The 18,535-nt window shown below is 53.2% G+C and carries 18 protein-coding genes and 1 tRNA gene; 7 read left to right on the top strand and 12 right to left on the bottom strand.

The annotated features are described in order from the left end of the window. Positions 1–3: 3 nt before the first annotated feature. The 11 genes from tsaD to AB1483_06065 form a co-directional block, all read right to left on the bottom strand. Positions 4–1,071 (bottom strand): tRNA (adenosine(37)-N6)-threonylcarbamoyltransferase complex transferase subunit TsaD, encoded by a 1,068-nt coding sequence (gene tsaD / locus AB1483_06115; GenBank protein ID MEW6412035.1) that lies wholly within the window; start codon positions 1,069–1,071, stop codon positions 4–6. 6 nt (positions 1,072–1,077) lie between these two features. Then, on the bottom strand, positions 1,078–1,998 hold the full coding sequence (locus AB1483_06110; protein MEW6412034.1) for a CdaR family protein: 921 nt from the start codon (positions 1,996–1,998) through the stop codon (positions 1,078–1,080). A 95-nt stretch (positions 1,999–2,093) separates the two neighbouring features. Next, positions 2,094–3,569 carry a two-component regulator propeller domain-containing protein gene (locus AB1483_06105; protein ID MEW6412033.1) on the bottom strand — a complete coding sequence of 492 codons (1,476 nt, stop codon included), beginning with the start codon at positions 3,567–3,569 and terminating at the stop codon, positions 2,094–2,096. After that, positions 3,566–4,768, bottom strand: coding sequence for a M20 family metallopeptidase (locus tag AB1483_06100; GenBank protein ID MEW6412032.1), 1,203 nt, complete (start codon positions 4,766–4,768; stop codon positions 3,566–3,568). Before AB1483_06100 ends, AB1483_06105 begins: the two co-directional genes overlap by 4 nt. A gap of 4 nt (positions 4,769–4,772) precedes the next feature. Beyond that, positions 4,773–5,528, bottom strand: a complete 756-nt coding sequence (locus AB1483_06095) for an endonuclease V (GenBank protein ID MEW6412031.1) — start codon at positions 5,526–5,528, stop codon at positions 4,773–4,775. Positions 5,529–5,688: 160 nt separating this feature from the next. Then, complete coding sequence (locus AB1483_06090) at positions 5,689–6,030, bottom strand: carboxymuconolactone decarboxylase family protein (GenBank protein ID MEW6412030.1); 342 nt, start codon at positions 6,028–6,030, stop codon at positions 5,689–5,691. Positions 6,031–6,175: 145 nt separating this feature from the next. Further along, entirely contained in the window at positions 6,176–7,453 is a 1,278-nt protein-coding gene (gene clpX, locus AB1483_06085) for an ATP-dependent Clp protease ATP-binding subunit ClpX (protein ID MEW6412029.1), read from the bottom strand. A gap of 63 nt (positions 7,454–7,516) precedes the next feature. Next, positions 7,517–8,134 carry an ATP-dependent Clp endopeptidase proteolytic subunit ClpP gene (gene clpP / locus AB1483_06080; GenBank protein MEW6412028.1) on the bottom strand — a complete coding sequence of 206 codons (618 nt, stop codon included), beginning with the start codon at positions 8,132–8,134 and terminating at the stop codon, positions 7,517–7,519. A gap of 61 nt (positions 8,135–8,195) precedes the next feature. Next, positions 8,196–9,464 carry a trigger factor gene (gene tig / locus AB1483_06075; protein ID MEW6412027.1) on the bottom strand — a complete coding sequence of 423 codons (1,269 nt, stop codon included), beginning with the start codon at positions 9,462–9,464 and terminating at the stop codon, positions 8,196–8,198. A 90-nt stretch (positions 9,465–9,554) separates the two neighbouring features. Continuing rightward, positions 9,555–9,636 (bottom strand) — tRNA-Leu (locus AB1483_06070). Positions 9,637–9,745: 109 nt separating this feature from the next. After that, positions 9,746–10,513 carry a sulfite exporter TauE/SafE family protein gene (locus AB1483_06065; protein MEW6412026.1) on the bottom strand — a complete coding sequence of 256 codons (768 nt, stop codon included), beginning with the start codon at positions 10,511–10,513 and terminating at the stop codon, positions 9,746–9,748. Positions 10,514–11,029: 516 nt separating this feature from the next. Here AB1483_06065 and AB1483_06060 point away from each other — a divergent pair. Then, on the top strand, positions 11,030–11,395 hold the full coding sequence (locus AB1483_06060; protein MEW6412025.1) for a hypothetical protein: 366 nt from the start codon (positions 11,030–11,032) through the stop codon (positions 11,393–11,395). 77 nt (positions 11,396–11,472) lie between these two features. Here AB1483_06060 and AB1483_06055 read toward each other — a convergent pair whose 3' ends face one another. Beyond that, entirely contained in the window at positions 11,473–11,673 is a 201-nt protein-coding gene (locus tag AB1483_06055; GenBank protein ID MEW6412024.1) for a DUF1858 domain-containing protein, read from the bottom strand. A 121-nt stretch (positions 11,674–11,794) separates the two neighbouring features. On the opposite strand from AB1483_06055, the gene AB1483_06050 reads away from it, so the two are divergent. From AB1483_06050 to rpmA, 6 genes are all read left to right on the top strand, one after another. Beyond that, positions 11,795–13,021: an ABC transporter permease gene (locus AB1483_06050; protein MEW6412023.1), complete on the top strand. Its 1,227-nt coding sequence runs from the start codon at positions 11,795–11,797 to the stop codon at positions 13,019–13,021. 104 nt (positions 13,022–13,125) lie between these two features. Then, on the top strand, positions 13,126–13,818 hold the full coding sequence (locus tag AB1483_06045; GenBank protein MEW6412022.1) for an ABC transporter ATP-binding protein: 693 nt from the start codon (positions 13,126–13,128) through the stop codon (positions 13,816–13,818). Between the two features lie 14 nt (positions 13,819–13,832). Further along, a complete protein-coding gene (locus tag AB1483_06040) occupies positions 13,833–14,363 on the top strand; it encodes a UvrB/UvrC motif-containing protein (GenBank protein ID MEW6412021.1) in 531 nt (176 codons plus the stop codon). 20 nt (positions 14,364–14,383) lie between these two features. After that, positions 14,384–15,439, top strand: a complete 1,056-nt coding sequence (locus tag AB1483_06035) for a protein arginine kinase (GenBank protein ID MEW6412020.1) — start codon at positions 14,384–14,386, stop codon at positions 15,437–15,439. Between the two features lie 75 nt (positions 15,440–15,514). Then, positions 15,515–17,968: an ATP-dependent Clp protease ATP-binding subunit gene (locus AB1483_06030; protein ID MEW6412019.1), complete on the top strand. Its 2,454-nt coding sequence runs from the start codon at positions 15,515–15,517 to the stop codon at positions 17,966–17,968. A 210-nt stretch (positions 17,969–18,178) separates the two neighbouring features. After that, the gene (gene rpmA, locus AB1483_06025) at positions 18,179–18,445 is read left to right on the top strand and encodes a 50S ribosomal protein L27 (protein MEW6412018.1); all 267 of its coding nucleotides are present in this window, start codon (positions 18,179–18,181) and stop codon (positions 18,443–18,445) included. Positions 18,446–18,535 lie beyond the last annotated feature (90 nt).

The following is an 18,535-nucleotide window of genomic DNA, read 5'->3' as shown; positions in this document are numbered from 1 at the left end:
GATCTACATTCGGTCGAGAGGAAGGTATGGGACGGCGTTAGCTGTCATATCGCCGGGGCCGCTCTTTTGATACCGGTAGTACCCGGCCGCGGCAATCATAGCGGCATTGTCGGTGCATAATTCCGTGGACGGCCAGAACAGCCTGTGGCTGAACCGGGGTTTGGCGCTGACCGGCTGTCTGCCTTTTGATTTTGATCTTGGGTCACTGTCGTGTCTGTCGAATCGCTGTTGAAACATGGAGCGAAGGCGGCTGTTGGCGGCCACACCGCCGGCGATGGCTATGTCGCGAATCTTATGGCGCGATGCCGCCATGAGAGTTTTTTCCACCAACACCTCCACTGCCGCCTCCTGGAATGCGGCGGCAATATCGGCTTTGTGTCTTTCGTATTCGTCGCGCGGAAGTTTATCGATGTATAACGCCACCGCGGTCTTCAGACCCGAATATGAGAAACGGTAACTCTTGTCCTTAAGCATCGCCCGGGGGAATTTCACATAAGACGCGTCTCCTGTCTGCGCCAGCTTGTCGAGTTTGTGCCCCCCGGGATAGCCCAGTCCCATCACCTTGGCAACCTTGTCAAACGCTTCCCCGACAGCATCGTCTTTCGTTCGCCCGAGTATCTCATACTCGCCAAAACTCTTCACGCGTACGAGCAGAGTATGGCCGCCGGAGACAATAAGGCTGAGATGCTGCTGTTCCATTTCGGGATGCTCGAGATAGTTGGCGCTCAGGTGTCCCTCGATATGATTCACGGCAACAAAGGGAATCGAGCGGGCGAAGGCCAGGCCCTTGGCGAAAGTAAGACCGACCAGGAGCGCGCCGACCAATCCCGGACCCATCGTAGCGGCGACAAGGTCGATGTCGGCCAGTGTCACCTTTGCCTCACTTAGCGCCTGTTGATAAATGGGTACGATCGTTTTGAGATGTGCCCGGCTGGCGACCTCGGGCACGACACCGCCGAATTTGCTGTGGATTGTCTGCGAAAGGATGATGTTCGACAGTATCTCACGCCCGTCGCGGATGACCGCGGCTGAAGTTTCGTCACAAGAGGTTTCTATTCCCAGAACAAGCATAGCAGACTATTGAACAGTGATTATCACCGAATCGGCCGAGGCGTTTTTGACGCGGAATTTCAGGGGACAGTCGATTTTGATCGGCGCCCGGCCGCCGCCGTCGGCTTTGGCGTAATCGGCCGAGGCTATCAACGCGTTTTTGTTGAGCAAATCAATTTCGGTGGGAGGACCGGTGAGTTCAATTCGAATCGAGGATGGCTGATGGCTGATTCTTTTATCGGCAGGTGCGTTATAAACAACGATCGGAATCCCCTCGAATACCCGCGTCTTCACCGGCACAACTCTCACGGTCAGTGTAACGGAGTCCGGATCGAGACTCAAACCATAACCCTTGGGAAGAGCCAGTGGAAGAGTCAGGCTGAGATTGTTTCGCAACCCCTGGAGCTCTTTCGCCTCTGTCGAAACCTCATTGACGGAATTGACCACCGAGCGCGGCCCGGTCACAGTCACTTGCGGCGGGGTAATGCCGGAAATATCGCCGAGGGCGAAGCCTTCATCCGGTTCGGTTATTATGTCCGGCACCACCGGGACTCTCTTTTCCACCAGTTGGTCAATCATGAGCACGAACGAGGTGGGGTGAAGTATTTCGTCGAGCGATACCTCGGTCGATGGCGTAATCAGCGAAGTGTTGGCGGTCGTGAACTCAATCCGGTGACGTCCCTGCTTGAATTGAGTCGCCGTTATTTTCAACCCGCTTTCCCGCCACTTTTGACGGAGAAGTTGTTTGCCGGTGGCCGACACCACCACCATAAGCGACTCTGGAGGCGGCTGCCAGAGCGAAAGTTCCGGATCCAGCACGATCTCCTCGACCGGCAGCATCAACTGATAATTGTATATCTTTTCCGTGGCTACATGGAACCACAAGAAGATGCCCAGCAGGAGGGCGGTGATTTTGAGCCAGAAGTGTTCAAAAATAAGCTTTACCATAATCGCTATTTTGTTCCGGGTGTAATTCGCGCCCGAGTCTCGTTCGGTGTCATTCTAACAAATATTTATATCGCTCGCAACTGATATTCATGGAATCAATCCAGCCGGTCGGGGTCGTTCCAGAGAAAGCGGGTGAGCCCCCGGTCGGTGCCGATCCACAGGTAGTCACCGTCGAGCAAAAGACAGTTGACCCAATACGAAGGTAATCCGTCGGCGTTGGTGAACTCCCGTTCGTAGATATGGTCCTCGCGGTCGAGGAAATACAGGGTGACGCCGCGTTCGGTCGCCAGCGCGGCTATCCGGTCGTTGACCGCCAGAGGCCGTCCGCGACTACCCGACGAAATCGAAACGAAAGGCGTTGTTTCCCCGGTCTGCAGGTCCAGACGTACCATGCCGCCATCGGAAGCCAGCCACAAAGAAGTCTCATACCTTTCGATTTTAAATACGCGACCGAACAGAACATTGTGCGGATCCATGAGTTTTTGCAGTCTGCCGCTGCCATAGTGGAGTTGAAAGGCGCCGCTCGACGACGCTATCCAGATGGAGCTGTCGGTGGTTTCGAAATCGTAAATGTCAGCATTGGAAAATTGACCGGGCTGGACATATGTTACCGAGTCAGCTTTGAAGGTGAGCATGGCGAGTCCACTTGCCGTGCCTACGAAGATGGAATCGCCCACGACGCAGACGCTATGGACATAGTCATCCGGCAGGCCCGAACGTCCGCTAAGGCTGCGCGCCACCCGCCGATCATCACGGTCATACACAAAAAGACCGTCCTCCGTGCCCACATAGACAAAATCATCATCCCCATCGATACAGTTTACGTCCACGGCGGGCAGACCGATTTCCCATCCGGTCTCTATGTGTTCGAAACTGTTTTCTTCGGTATCGAAGACGGTCATCCCGGTACGAAAACTTCCCAGCGTCGAGCCGCCAATCCACAGCACTCCATCGTCGTCGTAAACAGCGTCAACCCGGTTCTGAATCAGACCGAAGGTCAGCAATTCGATGTTATCTGTAGCGGCGTCGGCCACCGCCGGACCGTATCCCCAGGTACCAATCCACAGGTTGCCCGCCCGGTCGTCAACGATATCGTTGAAACGGAAATCGCGGCCATGAATATCGCTGACATACCCCTCGGCCGCATAGTTCAAGCCCGGCGGAGCGAACATCACCGATGGTGGTCTGACGTGGGCGTAATTCACATTGAGCGATGGTAATTCGGAAATGGGGTACCATTGCTCAAAAAGGATATCGTACTCCAGGTAGCCGGTTGATGTCTGTATGTAGAGCTTCTCATTGAAGACGTCACACCAGATGCGCTGGATATCGCGATTATCGACTCCCTCGGCCCCGGTAAGCGGATCATTCCACTGGCGCATCGACTTGTCGTAGCGGATGATGCCCTCGGTGGTGGCAAAATAGACATGACTTATGGATGTCGCGATATAGTTGACGCGGGTGAAATCGGCGTAAGTGATCATATCGACGTCGTTCATCGATGCAAAGCACGCGGAAGGGAGAACAATACAGACGCTGAGTACGATTATGGACAGACGAATTTGGGTCATCTGGACTTATTCCTTAAAAAATCGAGAGCCGATGCCGCCATGAGGGCCGTGCCGTAATACATGGCGTCTTCGTCGACTTTGAATTGGGGTGAATGCCACGGTTTATTGGCGCCTGTCTTGACGTTCATGGTTCCAAGGCGAAACATGGCGCCTTTGACTTTCTCGAGGTAGCAGGCGAAATCTTCTCCACCGAGCACCTGTGGAGTTTGCTCAATACGATGCCCACGGAAAAGAGACTGGAAATTGTCGGCCAGAATCCGGTTGGCCAGCGGATGATTGCGCAGCACCGGGTAGTCGGCCACGAACATGAGCTCTGCCTTTGCTCCTCTGGCTTTGCAAACCGATTCGGCGGTTCGCTTTATCAGCGTACGTAACTTCCTGGCAGCATCTTGCGACAAGGCCCGCGCTGTCGCGGTAAGTTCGACTCGGTCACAGATGGCGTTGCGAGCGGTGCCGCCTTCGATCTTCCCAACCGTCATTACGACCGGCTTGATCGGGTCGATTTCGCGTGAAATAACCTTCTGCAGTGAGTCTATGACTTCGGCAGCGGCCGCGATCGCGTCAACGGCATCGTGCGGTCGCGCCGCGTGGCCGCCTTTGCCGTGTATAACGAGATTGAAATCCGTCACCGCCCCCATCGCCACACCGTCCCGCAGCGAAATTCTACCCGTGTGTAAATGGGGGTCGACATGTAAGGCGAAAATCATCGAAACATCCTTCAAAGCGCCGTTGGCAATCATAGGCCGGGCGCCGCCCGGCGGCATCTCTTCCGAGGGCTGAAAGATAAACCGGACCGCACCGTCAAACTCCTTTTTCAGCGAACTTATCACCGCGGCCGTTCCCAGCGCTACCGCCATGTGAACATCGTGACCGCAGGCGTGCATGATGCCGTCGGCTTTCGATTGATACGGGAGTTTGGTTTTCTCCGTTATCGGCAGGGCGTCGATATCGGTTCGAATAGCCACGGTTTTGCCGGGATTGTTGCCATGTGCTTCGGCGATGAGGCCGGACTTCATTTTCAGCGGGACAACCTTCAATCCCATCGCCCTGACTTTATCCTTGAGGAACTTTGTGGTCTCATATTCCTGATCCGACAATTCCGGGTGTTGATGGAGATGGCGGCGCCATTGAATCTGCCGGGCGCGAATTTCCCGCGCCTTGCGCAGGATCATGTCTTTTGTTGTCTCAGGTAAGCTCATATAATCACCTCATCGCTTGAGGACTTCCAAGCTGTGGTGGTGTGTTGCTGTCGGTGCGAGTCATCTTCGCCTCAGTGCGCCTTCTGAATTTATTCGCGTAAAGATGTGCGAGCCTGAGAGGTTCCGGAACGCGGTAGCCGCGCAGGCATCGCACCACTATGTCGCGCGCCTGTTCGAGATTGCAAAGGTGCCCCGGCGAAATGAAAATAGGCTTCACACGTTCCTTACTTCGGTAGGCATAACCGACCTCTTTGCCTTTTATGACTATCGCCTGCTGGCTTCCCTTTAAGTCCGATACCGCCCGATGAGTCCCGGCCAGAAGCCTTCGGGCGCAGCCGATGGTGGGTTTGCCCATCGCCACGCCTACCTGCCCGGCGATTCCGCAGCGGCGAGGATGAGCTATGCCGTGACCGTGCACGATGATCACATCGGGTTGAGTCTCAAGTCGCGCCAGAGCTTCAAGCATGGTGGGACCTTCCCGGTAATAAAACAGACCCGGTTGGTAAGGGAAAGTCACCCGGTTGTAACGAAAAGACCGTTCAATTTCCACAATCTCGGGGAAAGCGAAAACCACAGCAGCGGCATAAACGACTTCGGCGTTTTTTCCATAGGCGGTATCGACGGCTGCGACATATTTGAGATCATCGAAATTGCCGAATATCTCGATCTTTTCGGCCATTTCCGTCTGGTGCTTGATGGCCTCAGGGGCCGTGGTCGGCCAGCTCAGATGGTCGTGTGATTCCAACCCTTTTGTATCCATAATCTCTAGTTAAAGGCATGGAAGGCCGGAGTTTCAAGCGAGGAAGGTAGGAATGACCTTTTGATACATGCCTCACCACATCTTATACAACTTAGAATATACGAAGGCAGGGGACAACTAATTTATTTAGTTTTCGCCACGACACGATTGATGTCGCCGGTCAGCTGTTCAATTCCTTCCAGAAATCGTAAGCCCGTCGTATGTGGGGTATGGTGATTGAACCTCCCACGACCAGCCCCACCGACATCACTTCGTCAAACTCCTCGTCGGTCACCCCCTGATCCCTGGACTGGATGAGATGGTAGGCGATGCAGTCATCGCATCTAAGCACCAGCGATGCTACCAGGCCGAGCAGCTCCTTGGTCTTGGCGTCCAGGGCGCCATCACGATACACGGCGGTGTCGATCCCGAAAAACCGTTTGATATTGATATTGTCTCGCGAGAGAATGTGCTCGTTGAGCCGCTCACGTTCCTTCTTGAATTTATCGACTTTGTCTGACACGGCAGTTTCCTTTGTTTTTGGCTAAGAGTGATATAAAACGTTTTAAAAAAGGGGATGCAAGTCAAGAAGATTCATAAGGGGCGGGCATAAGAAAAACCGGCCGCTATAAGCGGCCGGTCGGAATTCTATTGTAAGGGAGGACCGGTTAACCGGCTTTTTTGGTTTCCCGGGTGGTTATGAGCTTAGGCTTCTCGCCATCGGTTATCGTCTTCTCGGTGACAATGACCTCGGCGATGTCGGACTTTGACGGAACCTCAAACATAACATCAAGCATCGCCTTTTCAAGAATCGACCGCAAAGCTCTCGCGCCGGTTTTGCGCTCCTGCGCTATCTTGACAGCGGCTTTCAACGCCTTGGGTTCAAAAGTCAGCTTGACGCCCTCCATCTCCATCAGCCGCATATACTGTTTTGTCAGGGCGTTTTTGGGCTCGGTCAAAATGGACAACAGGGCCTTTTCATCGAGCGCCTGAAGCGAGGCGGTAACCGGCAGACGGCCCACCAGTTCGGGGATCAACCCGTAATTCATCAGGTCGGCCGGCATGACATATTCGAAAATCTCATCGGATTTAGCGTTGATATGAATTTTCTCGGCCTCAAAACCGACGGTTTTTTTGCCGATTCGACGGGCAATGATATTCTCCAGTCCATCGAAAGCCCCGCCGCAGATAAACAGAATATTGTTGGTGTTTATCTGGACGAACGATTGCTCGGGGTGCTTGCGGCCGCCTTTGGGCGGAATGTTCGCAACCGTGCCCTCGAGGATCTTCAAAAGTCCCTGCTGGACACCCTCGCCGGAAACATCGCGCGTTATCGACGGGTTGCCGTCCTTGCGCGAAATCTTGTCGATTTCATCGATATAGATAATTCCCCGCTCGGTCTTGGGCTGATTGAAATTGGCGGCCTGATACAGGCGGACAAGGATATTCTCGACATCCTCGCCAACATAACCCGCTTCGGTCAACACGGTCGCGTCGGCAATCGTGAAAGGCACCTTGAGGAACTTGGCCAGTGACCGGGCAATGAGTGTTTTGCCGGTGCCGGTTGGGCCGAGCATCAGGATGTTGGATTTCTCCAGCTCCACCTCGTCGGTACGCATCGACGACCCGTTGGCGCCGGAGCGAAGTTGGTCGTTGATACGTTTGTAGTGATTATAGACCGCCACGGCGACAGTTCGCTTGGCTTTTTCCTGACCGATCACATATTGGTCGAGAAAGGCCTTTATTTCAGCGGGGGTGGGGAGATCGGTTATTTCTTTGGGTTGCTTGACATCGGGCGCGCTCTGAATCAGGTCATAGCAAAGTTCGACGCACTCGTCGCAGATAAACGACTCGTGTCCGGAAAAAAGGCGTTTGGCCTGTCCGGCTGCCTTTCCGCAAAACGAACAACGGTGCGCGGTGGGGGGTAGGTCGCGGTCACGTGGCATAATCTTCCAACCTCTTGGCTTCAAACATCGCAATCAGCCGGATAACTCCGGCAGACAGCGATGTTATTTTTTCTCCTGCCGTTTCGACTCGTAGACCTTGTCTATCAAGCCGTACTTCTGAGCCTCCTGCGGGCCCATGAAAAAGTTGCGGTCGGTATCTTTTTCGATTGTCTCGAGTGGCTGCCCGGTGTGTTTGACGAGAAGTTCGTTCAGACGTTTTTTCGTCTTCGTGAACTCTTCAGTCATAATGATGATATCGGACACCTGTCCTTGAGTACCCGCCATCGGCTGATGAATCATCACGCGGCTGTTGGGAAGCGCGGCGCGTTTGCCCTTGGTGCCGGCCGCGAGAAGGAACGCGCCCATCGAGGCGGCGATGCCCATGCACGTAGTGGCCACATCGGGTTTGATAAACTGCATGGTATCGTAAATCGCCATACCCGCCGTAACCGAACCGCCCGGCGAGTTGATGTAGATAAAAATATCCTTCTCCGGATCCTCGGCCTCCAGAAACAACATCTGGGCTATGACGAGGTTGGCCACGTTGTCATCGATGGCCGAGCCGATGAATATGATTCGGTCCTTGAGCAGCCGCGAGAAGATGTCGTAGGCTCGTTCCCCACGGCCGGTCTGTTCGACCACCATAGGTACCAGGAAATTCGAGGTGATTTTGTCGCTCATCTGAATCCTTTACATCCTTGTTTTAGTCGTTTTTCTTCGCCCTTAAGTTATACGACAACAGTTATTTGTCGGGCTTTTTGACGCTGGCTTTGCTCACCAGAAAGTCTATAACCTTATCTTCCAGAATGGATTCGCGGAGATCGGCTATATTTCCGGACTGCTGAAGCGCCTCGCGGGCCTTCTCCGGAGTCGTTTTGTAGTTCTCAGCGACCCTGTTAATCAAATTTTCGGTATCTGAAGATAAAACTTCAATCTTTTCTTGTTTGGCCAGTTGGTGCAAGAGCATGTTCCAGCGGAGGTTGGTCTCAGCCATCGGCTGATAATTCTTGCGAACCTCCGCTTCGTTGAAATCATCGCCCTCGCCATACTGCTTTTTGAAATTCTCGATCACGTTGTCCAGATATTCCTGCACAATAGAATTCGGCAACGGCACCTGGTTTTTTTCAGCCATCTGCTCTATAACCTGATGTTTGAAGCCACGGTTGCGGTCATCGGTTTTCTGGCGGGTGAGCCGCTCGCGAATCTTTATCCTCAGCTCCAGAGCCGTCTCGGCCTGACCGGTCGATTTGGCGAAGGCGTCGTTCAATTCCGGCAGAATTCTCTCTTTGACCGCCTTGACAGTGCATTTGTACTTCAGCTCGGCGCCGGCGAAAACTTCATCGGGATACTCTTTGTCGTACTTGACTTCGATCTCTTTCACATCGCCCGCCTTCAGACCCGGCAGAGCTTCGCGGAATTCCTTGACCGTCAGTTTGTTGCTCAAATCGACCTCGGATCCATCGAAACGATCGGTGCTCAGCACTTTGCCGGGGTCCGATGTTACCTCGATATCGAGCGTGACCAGGTCGTTTTCCCCGACGGCGCGTTCCACCGCGCGGACTTCGGCGCTGCGTTTGCGCAGATGCTCGACTATATCGTCAACTTCGTCGTCCTTGACCTCGATATCCTCGCCGACCAGAGTGAGACCATCGAAATTCACCTTATCGATCTCCGGGAAAACTTCCACCGTGGCGGTGTAGGACAGGCTGCCGTCGTCTTCGTACTTCAGGTCGGTCACCTGCGGGTAGGAGGCAACTTTGAGGGTGTTTTCCCTGACGACCTCGGGATAGGTGGATTTGATCAAATCCTCGGCGACATCGATCTTGACCTGTTCGCCATAGATGGATTTGATCATGTTCATGGGCGCTTTGCCTTTGCGGAAGCCTTTCAACGAGGCATCGCGGCGGACTTCTTTGAGTTTTTGTTCCGTTCTGGCGTTGACTGTTTCGGCCGGTACCTCGACCGAAAGTTCTCTGACGAGACCATCGAGTTGTTTTATTTCGACTTTCACTCTCTTTTGCTCCGGTTAACGGGTATTTCGCCTGCTTTTGGGCCGTTTTTTTCAGCCAAAGCGGGTCACAAACAAAACATGCACAGCATGTGCGAAAGGGGGGATTTGAACCCCCATGCCTTTCGGCACTGGATCCTAAGTCCAGCGCGTCTGCCAGTTCCGCCACTTTCGCAACTTAGCCAGACAATATAGTCCGGTGCAAAATCTAAGTCAAGTAAGGGATTTGTGGGGGGGAGAAAGCGGGGTTTCAGGAGAGCAGCGACGAAGGCTGTCCGTCAATATCACAGCCCGATCATGTCGCGCAGGCCCAATAGGAACGCCGAGGCGATCACCAGCACCGCGATCAGCATCCATCGGGCGAAAACAGCCCCGCGCCTCACAGCCATCCGCGAGGCAACCCACGCCCCCAGCATGTTGCCGATTCCGAGAATCAACCCGGCGTACCATTGAACATGGCCGTTGTAGATGAACACCGCGAGAGCTATCGGAGTGAAGCAAAGCACGATCAGCAGCTTGACAGCATTGGCTCGCACCAGTTCATAACCGGCGCTGAGCACCAGACCCGCCAGAAGAAAAATACCAACCCCGGCCTGAATAAATCCGCCGTGAATCCCGATCGCGAAAAAGATCAGCATCTGAATCCAGCCGGGACGGTTTTGCAGTCTCTCCGGCCGGCCTTCGAGCCATCGTCGCGGCCTTGCCAGCACTATCACCAGCATGACAAGCATAAGTACGCCGATCACCCGGCGCATCATCATCTCATCGAGGCTCACCGCAATCTGCGCACCCACCAGAGCGCCGATTACTGCCGGGATAGCAAGTATCACGCCGCGACGGACATCGAGCACTTTCTGCTGACCGAAACTTCCGACAGCGACCGCGTTCTGCATTATGATGGCGATTCGGTTGGTGCCGTTGGCGATGTTGGCGGGAAGACCCAGAAAGATGAGCATGGGAAGGGTGATAAGCGAGCCGCTTCCGGCGAAGGTGTTGATAAAGCCGGCGAGAAAACCGGCGGCGATGACCAGCGGGTAGAGGTACAGTTCCATAATGTTGGGTTGAAGGTACGCAAAATGAAGGTCGAGGGGAAGGAAATGTTGTGGGAGGGTATTTTGGTGACATAACTTTTTACGGGTCGCGATAAACAGCAGGTGGTCACAATTTGTGACCACCTTCAAAATACTTGCGGTCGGGTGGCAGGTTCAAACTTTGTTTGGAATTGACATGTAGGCGGTGAAATCATTTTCTTGACATATCTCTAATCGCAAGACAACATTGAACGTGTCCTTTTAGAATACAAATCCAAGAAAGGGACCTAAGCGATGTTTGGCTATCTGAGAGGGATATTGCGCGGGCGAAGACTGGCCTCGGAGGCAGGGAAATTATGCGGGCAAATTGTCAACTTCTTGATCCAAAGCGATTGCGAGGTCAAGCTTCCTGACACAGTGTACATCTTGAGGGAATCGTATGCAATTTGTTCATTCGTAATAGGCAAACCTGGAGTTAGCACCCATACGACGGGGGCAATGATCGTAACGGCGCGCAATGCACTATCGGATTGGCTGTTGAAGATTTTTTCCAAGTCCGATGAAGCGTATGATTTCGCAGATTCAGTTAATCAAGTTACTAAGGAGTTCGAGCCCTACTTCTCGGATTGGGTTGAGGAACTAGCCAACCAGAATACTGATTTGAAGGGCAAAGCTCTCTACGAGTGGTATCCAGGAGCGTGTGGCCAGTTCCTTACCCACCTAGATTCTTACGTCTATAATAGGTTTGGAAATGCGCCGGACAATTTCTTGAGCTACATGCAAAGTTTGCTTAACGATATGATGAGCAGGTCACTTTCGAAATGGAAAAAAGCCGCCGTGGTTAAGAGCTTCGACGAAGAAATGCCTGAGGGCCTCAAAAGAAGGTTGGATGATCTTGAATAGGAGCTAGGCTCTGGGCCATGCCCAAGGCAAGCTTGAGCATGCCACCCAAAGACGGAGGGGGTTGGCTTACAAAATTATCACGCCAGCTTATTCAAATCCTCCACGAATTTGGCGATGTCTTCATCCGTGAAGCCTTTTTTCTTGGCGGCCTCTTCGAGCGTGCCCCAGATAGGCTCCCCGCAGATAATACACACAATACCCTGTTTCATCAGATATTTTATCGCCTGCGGAAATTCCTCGACAAGATCTTCAATCGCTATGTCTTTCGTGATCGGCATGCCTGAATATACACCGCCGCCGCAAAAGTGGCAATGTCTGTGTCGCAACGTCAAATGCGATAATCCGGCTCTGCCCCAATTATGGTTGATTTTGACTTGAACTCAGGTGTATAATGACTCGGTGCGATATGAAACGTTTATAGCCCGAAGATATCTACGGTCCGGACGGTTTTTCGTCTCCGTCTCCACCTGGATAACCATCCTGGGCGTCACTCTGGGCGTGGCGGTCGTATGCTTCGTGATGTCGATGCACAACGGGTTCGAGTCCGAAATCCGCTCCCGCCTGCTCGGCACCACCTCGCATATCTCCATTTTTCCCCTGAGAGGGGGGCGCATCGAAAACTACTACGAACTGGTCGATACGCTGGAATCCATCGATGGTGTCGCGGCGGCATCGCCCTTTATCTACTACAAGGCGGCGATCGCATCGGCCTCCGGGGAGGACGGCATCATCATTCGAGGCATCGACCCTGACCTCGAGGCTAAAACGTCGAACATCGCCGCGGATATCACCGCCGGAGAGTACGATTTCAAGAAGGTGATTGTCGATGACGACACTATTCCGGGGATGGTCATAGGGGCAACCCTTGCCGAACGCCTCGGAGTCTTTCTGGGTGAGCCGGTAGTGCTGTACTCATTAAAGGGAGAAGATCTTCACCGCAACACGCGTCCACGGGTGGCCAAATTCTACATATCCGGAATTTTCGAGACCGGGCTTTATGAATTCGATGTTCAACTGGCTTATATATCCCTTGAATCGGCTCAGAAACTCTTCAAGGTGGACAATGCTGTCACCGCGGTGCATCTGAAGCTCGATGATATCTTCCTGGCGGAGCAAATGACGCCGCTGATTGATTCAACGCTGGGGTATCGTTACGATGTTGTCCCGTGGAATGTGCTCCACCAGAATCTGTTCGGATGGATCGCGTTCGAAAAACTGATATTATTTCTCGGATTCATTCTTATCGTTCTGGTAGCGGCCTTCTCGATAATTTCTACACTGGTCATGCTGACTATGCAAAAACGCTCTGAAATAGGCATTCTGAAGACCATCGGCTCAACCCCCGGCTCTGTGCGTAAGATATTCGTGCTAAATGGCTTAACAATTGGCACCGTTGGTGTGGTCGGCGGCTGGATTATCGCTTTGCTGGCGGCTTATATCCAGAACCGGTTCGAGTTGATCTCGCTGCCGCCCGATATTTATTTTATTAGTTATTTACCTATAGAGGTTCACTGGTTAGATTTCATGGGCACAGGAATCGCGACATTTATCATCTGCTTTTTTGCCGCGCTTTATCCGGCCTATCAGGCGGCGCGGGTATCGGTGATAGATGTCCTGCGTAAATGAGGTTTTTGAAAAAGGCGTTGTTAGCTAAAACTTTGCCCGTATTTGGCGAAAATAGTACTATAGCAGGCCAAATGGGATTGAAATGAAATCGGAGTTTCGTAATCTTGATTGACGCAAAAGAAAGCATTTTGTCGGCCAAAGACATACATCGCGAGTTCCGCACGGCCAACACCGTTTTGAAGGTGCTGACGGGTGTCGATCTGGATATCAGCCGGCGCCAGACTGTGGCCGTCACCGGCGCGTCGGGAGTGGGCAAATCCACCCTGCTGCACATTCTCGGAGGTCTGGACCGTCCTACTAAGGGAGAAGTACTGGTAGGTGGAGTGGCGTTGACCGGGCAGTCGGAGAAGTCGCTGGCGATGTTCAGAAACAAGAAGATTGGCTTCGTGTTTCAATTCCATTACTTGCTTGAAGATTTCACTGCTCTGGAGAATGTGATGATCCCATTGCTGGTCGCTGGAGAGAAGAAAAGCGACGCGCTTGGCAAGGGGGAACTGCTGCTGGAGCAGGTAGGTTTAAAAGATAGAGCGGAGCACCGTCCGCATCAGTTATCGGGAGGTGAACAGCAGCGGGTAGCCGTCGCGCGAGCGCTGGCCAACGAACCCGATATCGTGCTTGCCGATGAACCATCGGGAAATCTCGATACGGCGACCGGCCGACGTCTTCACGAGCTGCTATTCGAGCTGAACTCCGAACAGAGTATCACCTTCCTGATCGCGACGCACAATCAGGAATTGGCCCGGCGGTGCGACCGTAATCTTACAATTGTCGATGGAGCTATTCGGGAGATAGCTTGAGAAGGTGAAGATATATGCTTTGTCAGGACTGTAAAAAACGTGAAGCGCATGTGCATCTTACGCAGATAGTCAATAACGAGAAGATGACGTTATCGCTGTGTAAGGAGTGCGCGGCGGCGCGGGGGTTTCATTCGCCGCTGGAGAACGTACCTTTCCCGCTGGCGGAGGTACTCTCGGGAATGGCCGCCAACGTTCCGGCGACTTTGAAGGCGGAAGGCCGCGAGACAATCACCTGTCCGACCTGCGGACTGACATTCGATGCTTTTACCACGCAGGGGAGATTCGGCTGCGGTGACTGCTACGGCGCTTTCCGCGCTCGTCTGGAACCGATAATGCGCAAGATTCACGGCGCCTCGCTGCATCGCGGGCGGGGTCCGGAGATTAAGGTGGAAAAAGGCGAGACCGCCGGCACTATCTCGGTGCGCGAAGAAGAACGGCTGGAAGAGGAATTGAAGAAGGCTATCGAAGCGGAAGATTTCGAGCGGGCCGCCGAGCTTCGTGACAAACTGAAAACGTACAGGGAATCACTATCCGGGAATAAATAAGAGGGCAGAGCTTGAGCACGATGTTTGAAGATATGGCGAAAAATCCGGCGGCCTGGCTTTCCGGCGAAGGCAATGAGTCGCTGGTCGTTCTCTCAACCAGGGTGAGGCTGGCGCGAAATATCGCCGGATGCGGTTATCCCGAATCGGCCGACGAAGAAACCCGCAAGAGAATAATCAATTATTTCGACTCCTGTCTGGCACGTTCGAAAATGCTCGGCGAGGGATCATACTACAAAGCGTCGGATATCAACGAACTCGACCAGAACTTCCTGATCGAACGTCACCTGATTTCGCCCGCGTTTCTCAACGGCGAGGCGTTCAAGGCGCTGTTTATCGATCCCGACGCCCGCGTCTCGATTATGGTCAACGAAGAGGACCACCTGCGTATCCAGGCGTTGTCCTCCGGTATGGACCCCAAAGGTTCCTACGAAATGGCTATTAAATACGAGGAAGAAGTCGGGCGCTATCTGGAATTCGACTACGATCGCGATTTCGGTTATCTGACCGCCTGCCCGACCAACGCCGGAACGGGGATGCGCGCCTCGGTACTGATACACCTTCCCGGTCTCGTTCTGACTCGCGAAATAGACAAAGTCATTTCGCACATCACCCGAAGCGGTCTGGTTGTCAGAGGGTTTTATGGCGAAGGTTCCGATGTTCTGGGGAATCTGTTTCAGCTTTCCAACCAGAACACGCTCGGTATCAGCGAGGAAGAAATACTCAATCAAATAGAACGGGTCGCTAAGGAAATTATCGAAAAAGAAGCTGCCGCGCGTCAGCGGCTGCGCGATGAAGCCGAGGATATGATCGAAGATAAGATCTGGCGCGCCTATGGTATCTTAAAACACGCCCGCGTGTTGACCTCCGATGAGGTCATGAACCTTCTGTCAGCCGTCCGGCTCGGCCATGCCATGAAGATTATCGATTTTCTGAATATCGCCCTGATTAACGATATCCTGCTTCTGTCTCAGCCGGCGCACCTTCAGAAGTTCTATGGTTATGAGATGGATGCCAACAAGCGTGATTTCGTTCGGGCTCAGATGGTTAGGGAAAAACTCAGGGAACAAAACAAATAGCCGATGCAACAATTTCGGGATTATTTTGTTAAGCAAGAGAACAAGGGAATACAATAACATAAGGGAATATAGACCATGAACGAGATGTTTACCGAAGCTGCCCGAAAAGCGATTGAGTTCGCTCGCGATGAAGCTGCTCGCTTGAGGCACGATTATATCGGGACGGAGCATCTCTTGCTGGGTCTCATCCGGCTTGGCGAGGGTCGCGCTAACGAGATCATTTCCAATCTCGGTCTCGATACCGCTGATCTGAAGACCTCTATCGAAGAAGTCGTGCAGCCGTCGGGCGGGACCATGACCATGGGCCAACTGCCGCTTACGGCCAGGGCCAAAAAGACTCTCGAAGTCTCGGGTCAAGAAGCACGGGCGCTGAAGTCCAAGGATATCGACACCGAGCACATTCTTCTGGCGCTTCTCAAGGACGAAGAAGGAGTCGCCGCTCAGGTGCTGTCCACATATGAGATCGATTACAAGGAAGCTTACGAAGAACTTAAGAACATACAGAGCGGCAAGCCGTCATCGTTCAAAAAGAAACGCAAAAAATCCAAAACGCCCGCCCTGGATCATTTCGGCCGCGACCTGACCGAACTGGCCCGCCGCGGAAAACTCGACCCGATTATCGGCCGCGAAGACGAGATCGAACGCGTGGCGCAGATTCTCTCCCGCCGCAAAAAGAACAATCCGGTTCTTATCGGCGAGCCGGGGGTGGGTAAGACGGCTATCGCTGAAGGTCTGGCCCAGCGCATTGTCGATAACAAAGTACCGCAGACTCTCGAGAACAAGAGAGTCGTCACGCTCGACATGGCCTCTCTGGTGGCCGGAACAAAGTATCGCGGCCAGTTCGAAGAACGCCTCAAAGCGGTCATGAACGAAATCATCAACGCCAGCGATGTTATCATCTTTATCGATGAGATTCACACTATCGTGGGCGCCGGCGGCGCCGAGGGTTCCCTCGACGCTTCCAACATTTTCAAACCGTCGCTCTCGCGCGGTGAACTGCGCTGTATCGGCGCCACCACCATGAACGAGTACCGCAAGTATATCGAGAAAGACGGCGCCCTGGACCGTCGCTTCCAGACCGTTATGGTGGAACCACCGTCGGAAGAAGACACTATCAAGATTCTCAAAGGTCTTCGGACCAAATACGAAGAACACCACAAGCTGATTATATCCGATGAGGCTATTGAGGCGGCCGTGAAGCTGTCCAACCGCTACGTGTCGGGCAAATTCCAGCCCGATAAGGCGATTGACCTCGTCGACGAAGCGGGGTCGCGCGCTCACCTGGCCACTTACACGCGCCCGGGGGAGTTCGCCGAAATCGAAACCGCCATCACCGAGCTTCAGGAAAAGAAAGAGAAGGCTGTCAAGAATCAGGCGTTCGAGACCGCCGCGCAGCTTCGTGATGAAATAAAAATGAAAAAGGAAAAACTCGCCGAGCTTCAGAAAAGCTGGGAAGAAACGCGCAATAACGAAAAGGTCGTGCTTACGGCCGATGATGTCGCGACAGTGCTGGCCAAGATGACCGGTATTCCGCTGTTCCGTCTCGAGGAAAGCGAATCCCGACGTCTGGTGAGGATGGAAGACGAGTTGAGAAAGTCCATCGTGGGTCAGGAAGACGCGATTCGCGTTATCTCGCAGTCGATTCGCCGCGCCCGCGCCGGATTGTCCGACCCTCGTCGTCCCATTGGAACATTTATCTTCCTCGGCCCGACCGGCGTGGGGAAAACCGAACTGGCCCGCACCCTGGCGAATTTCCTGTTCGAGGATGTCGACTCGCTCATCAGGATCGATATGTCCGAATACATGGAGAAATTCGCGGTCTCCCGCCTGATCGGCGCTCCTCCCGGATATGTCGGTTACGAGGAAGGCGGCCAGCTGACCGAGAAAGTCCGTCGCAAACCGTACTCGGTGGTGCTGCTCGATGAAATCGAGAAAGCCCACCCCGATGTTTTCAACATCCTGCTGCAGTTGATGGATGATGGCTCGCTGACGGATTCGTTCGGACGCAAGGTTGACTTCAGAAACACCGTCCTGATTATGACCTCCAACATCGGAACGCGTCAGATCAGCGATTCCAAAACGGTTGGGTTCGATTCGCAGTCGGTGGATAGCTCCCACGGCACGATGAAGAAACGGATTATAGATGAGCTCAAAAAGCTCTTCAACCCGGAACTTCTCAACCGCATCGACGAAACCGTAATATTCCACGCTCTTGATCGCGGCCACATCAAGGAGATTATCGAGATTCTCGTCACCGATATCGCCAAACGTCTGGCCGAGAAGGGCATCAGTTTCAAGCTGACCGATGAAGCCAAGAATTTCCTGGTCAACAAAGGCTTCGAGCCGGCTTATGGCGCTCGTCCGCTGAAGAGAGCTCTGCAGAAATATCTCGAAGATCCGCTGGCTGAAGAGATTCTTCGCGGGCAGTATGCCGGCGATTGCGACCTGATTATCGGCGCCGCCGAAGAACACCTCACCTTCACCTTCAACGACAGCAAACAGGAGTCGCAGGAGAAAGTGACGAAATAGTCAGAGGTCAGGATAATATCGATAAAAGCAGGCAGCCGGATATAGTCCGGCTGTTTTGCTGACGGAGCGTACGCCTTTGTCTTTAAGTTGTTGTCAGATAAAAGATTATAATTTTCGTTTGCTTTTTTGTCGGGATTGGTTATAATTACAGGCTCTTGCGCCGATTCAATCGGCACAATTTGAAATAGGGAAAATTCGACGGAGTAAGATATGGCACACAAAAAAGGTGTAGGTTCATCAAAGAACGGTCGCGACTCTCAGGGACAACGCCGGGGCACCAAAGTCTACGGTGGTGAGACTGTCACGGCGGGTTCGATTCTGGTGCGCCAGTGCGGCACCCCCATCAGGGCCGGCTACAACGTTGGCACGGGTACGGACTGCACTCTCTTTGCCAAAGTTGACGGCGTGGTCAAGTATGAGCGTGTCGGTCGCAGCGGCAAGAGAGTTTCCGTTTACGAGATCGAGCCGCAGGCTTAATCAGCGATTTGATTGACGACACACAGAAGATTTCGGGTTGATTGAATAGTCGATCAACCCTTTCTTTTATTAATCCGCAAAAAATCGATC

The sequence above is a fragment of the Candidatus Zixiibacteriota bacterium genome (assembly GCA_040756055.1).
Lineage (GTDB): Bacteria > Zixibacteria > MSB-5A5 > GN15 > FEB-12.
Note: the sequence above shows the minus strand (reverse complement) of the source record. Positions and strands in the feature narration are given on the sequence as shown.

Coding starts and splice junctions, on each gene's coding strand:
- tsaD (MEW6412035.1), bottom strand. CDS start 1,071: ATGCTTGTTCTGGGAATAGAAACCTCTTGTGACGAAACTTCAGCCGCG.
- AB1483_06110 (MEW6412034.1), bottom strand. CDS start 1,998: ATGGTAAAGCTTATTTTTGAACACTTCTGGCTCAAAATCACCGCCCTC.
- AB1483_06105 (MEW6412033.1), bottom strand. CDS start 3,569: ATGACCCAAATTCGTCTGTCCATAATCGTACTCAGCGTCTGTATTGTT.
- AB1483_06100 (MEW6412032.1), bottom strand. CDS start 4,768: ATGAGCTTACCTGAGACAACAAAAGACATGATCCTGCGCAAGGCGCGG.
- AB1483_06095 (MEW6412031.1), bottom strand. CDS start 5,528: ATGGATACAAAAGGGTTGGAATCACACGACCATCTGAGCTGGCCGACC.
- clpX (MEW6412029.1), bottom strand. CDS start 7,453: ATGCCACGTGACCGCGACCTACCCCCCACCGCGCACCGTTGTTCGTTT.
- clpP (MEW6412028.1), bottom strand. CDS start 8,134: ATGAGCGACAAAATCACCTCGAATTTCCTGGTACCTATGGTGGTCGAA.
- AB1483_06065 (MEW6412026.1), bottom strand. CDS start 10,513: ATGGAACTGTACCTCTACCCGCTGGTCATCGCCGCCGGTTTTCTCGCC.
- AB1483_06055 (MEW6412024.1), bottom strand. CDS start 11,673: ATGCCGATCACGAAAGACATAGCGATTGAAGATCTTGTCGAGGAATTT.
- AB1483_06040 (MEW6412021.1), top strand. CDS start 13,833: ATGCTTTGTCAGGACTGTAAAAAACGTGAAGCGCATGTGCATCTTACG.
- AB1483_06035 (MEW6412020.1), top strand. CDS start 14,384: ATGTTTGAAGATATGGCGAAAAATCCGGCGGCCTGGCTTTCCGGCGAA.
- AB1483_06030 (MEW6412019.1), top strand. CDS start 15,515: ATGAACGAGATGTTTACCGAAGCTGCCCGAAAAGCGATTGAGTTCGCT.
- rpmA (MEW6412018.1), top strand. CDS start 18,179: ATGGCACACAAAAAAGGTGTAGGTTCATCAAAGAACGGTCGCGACTCT.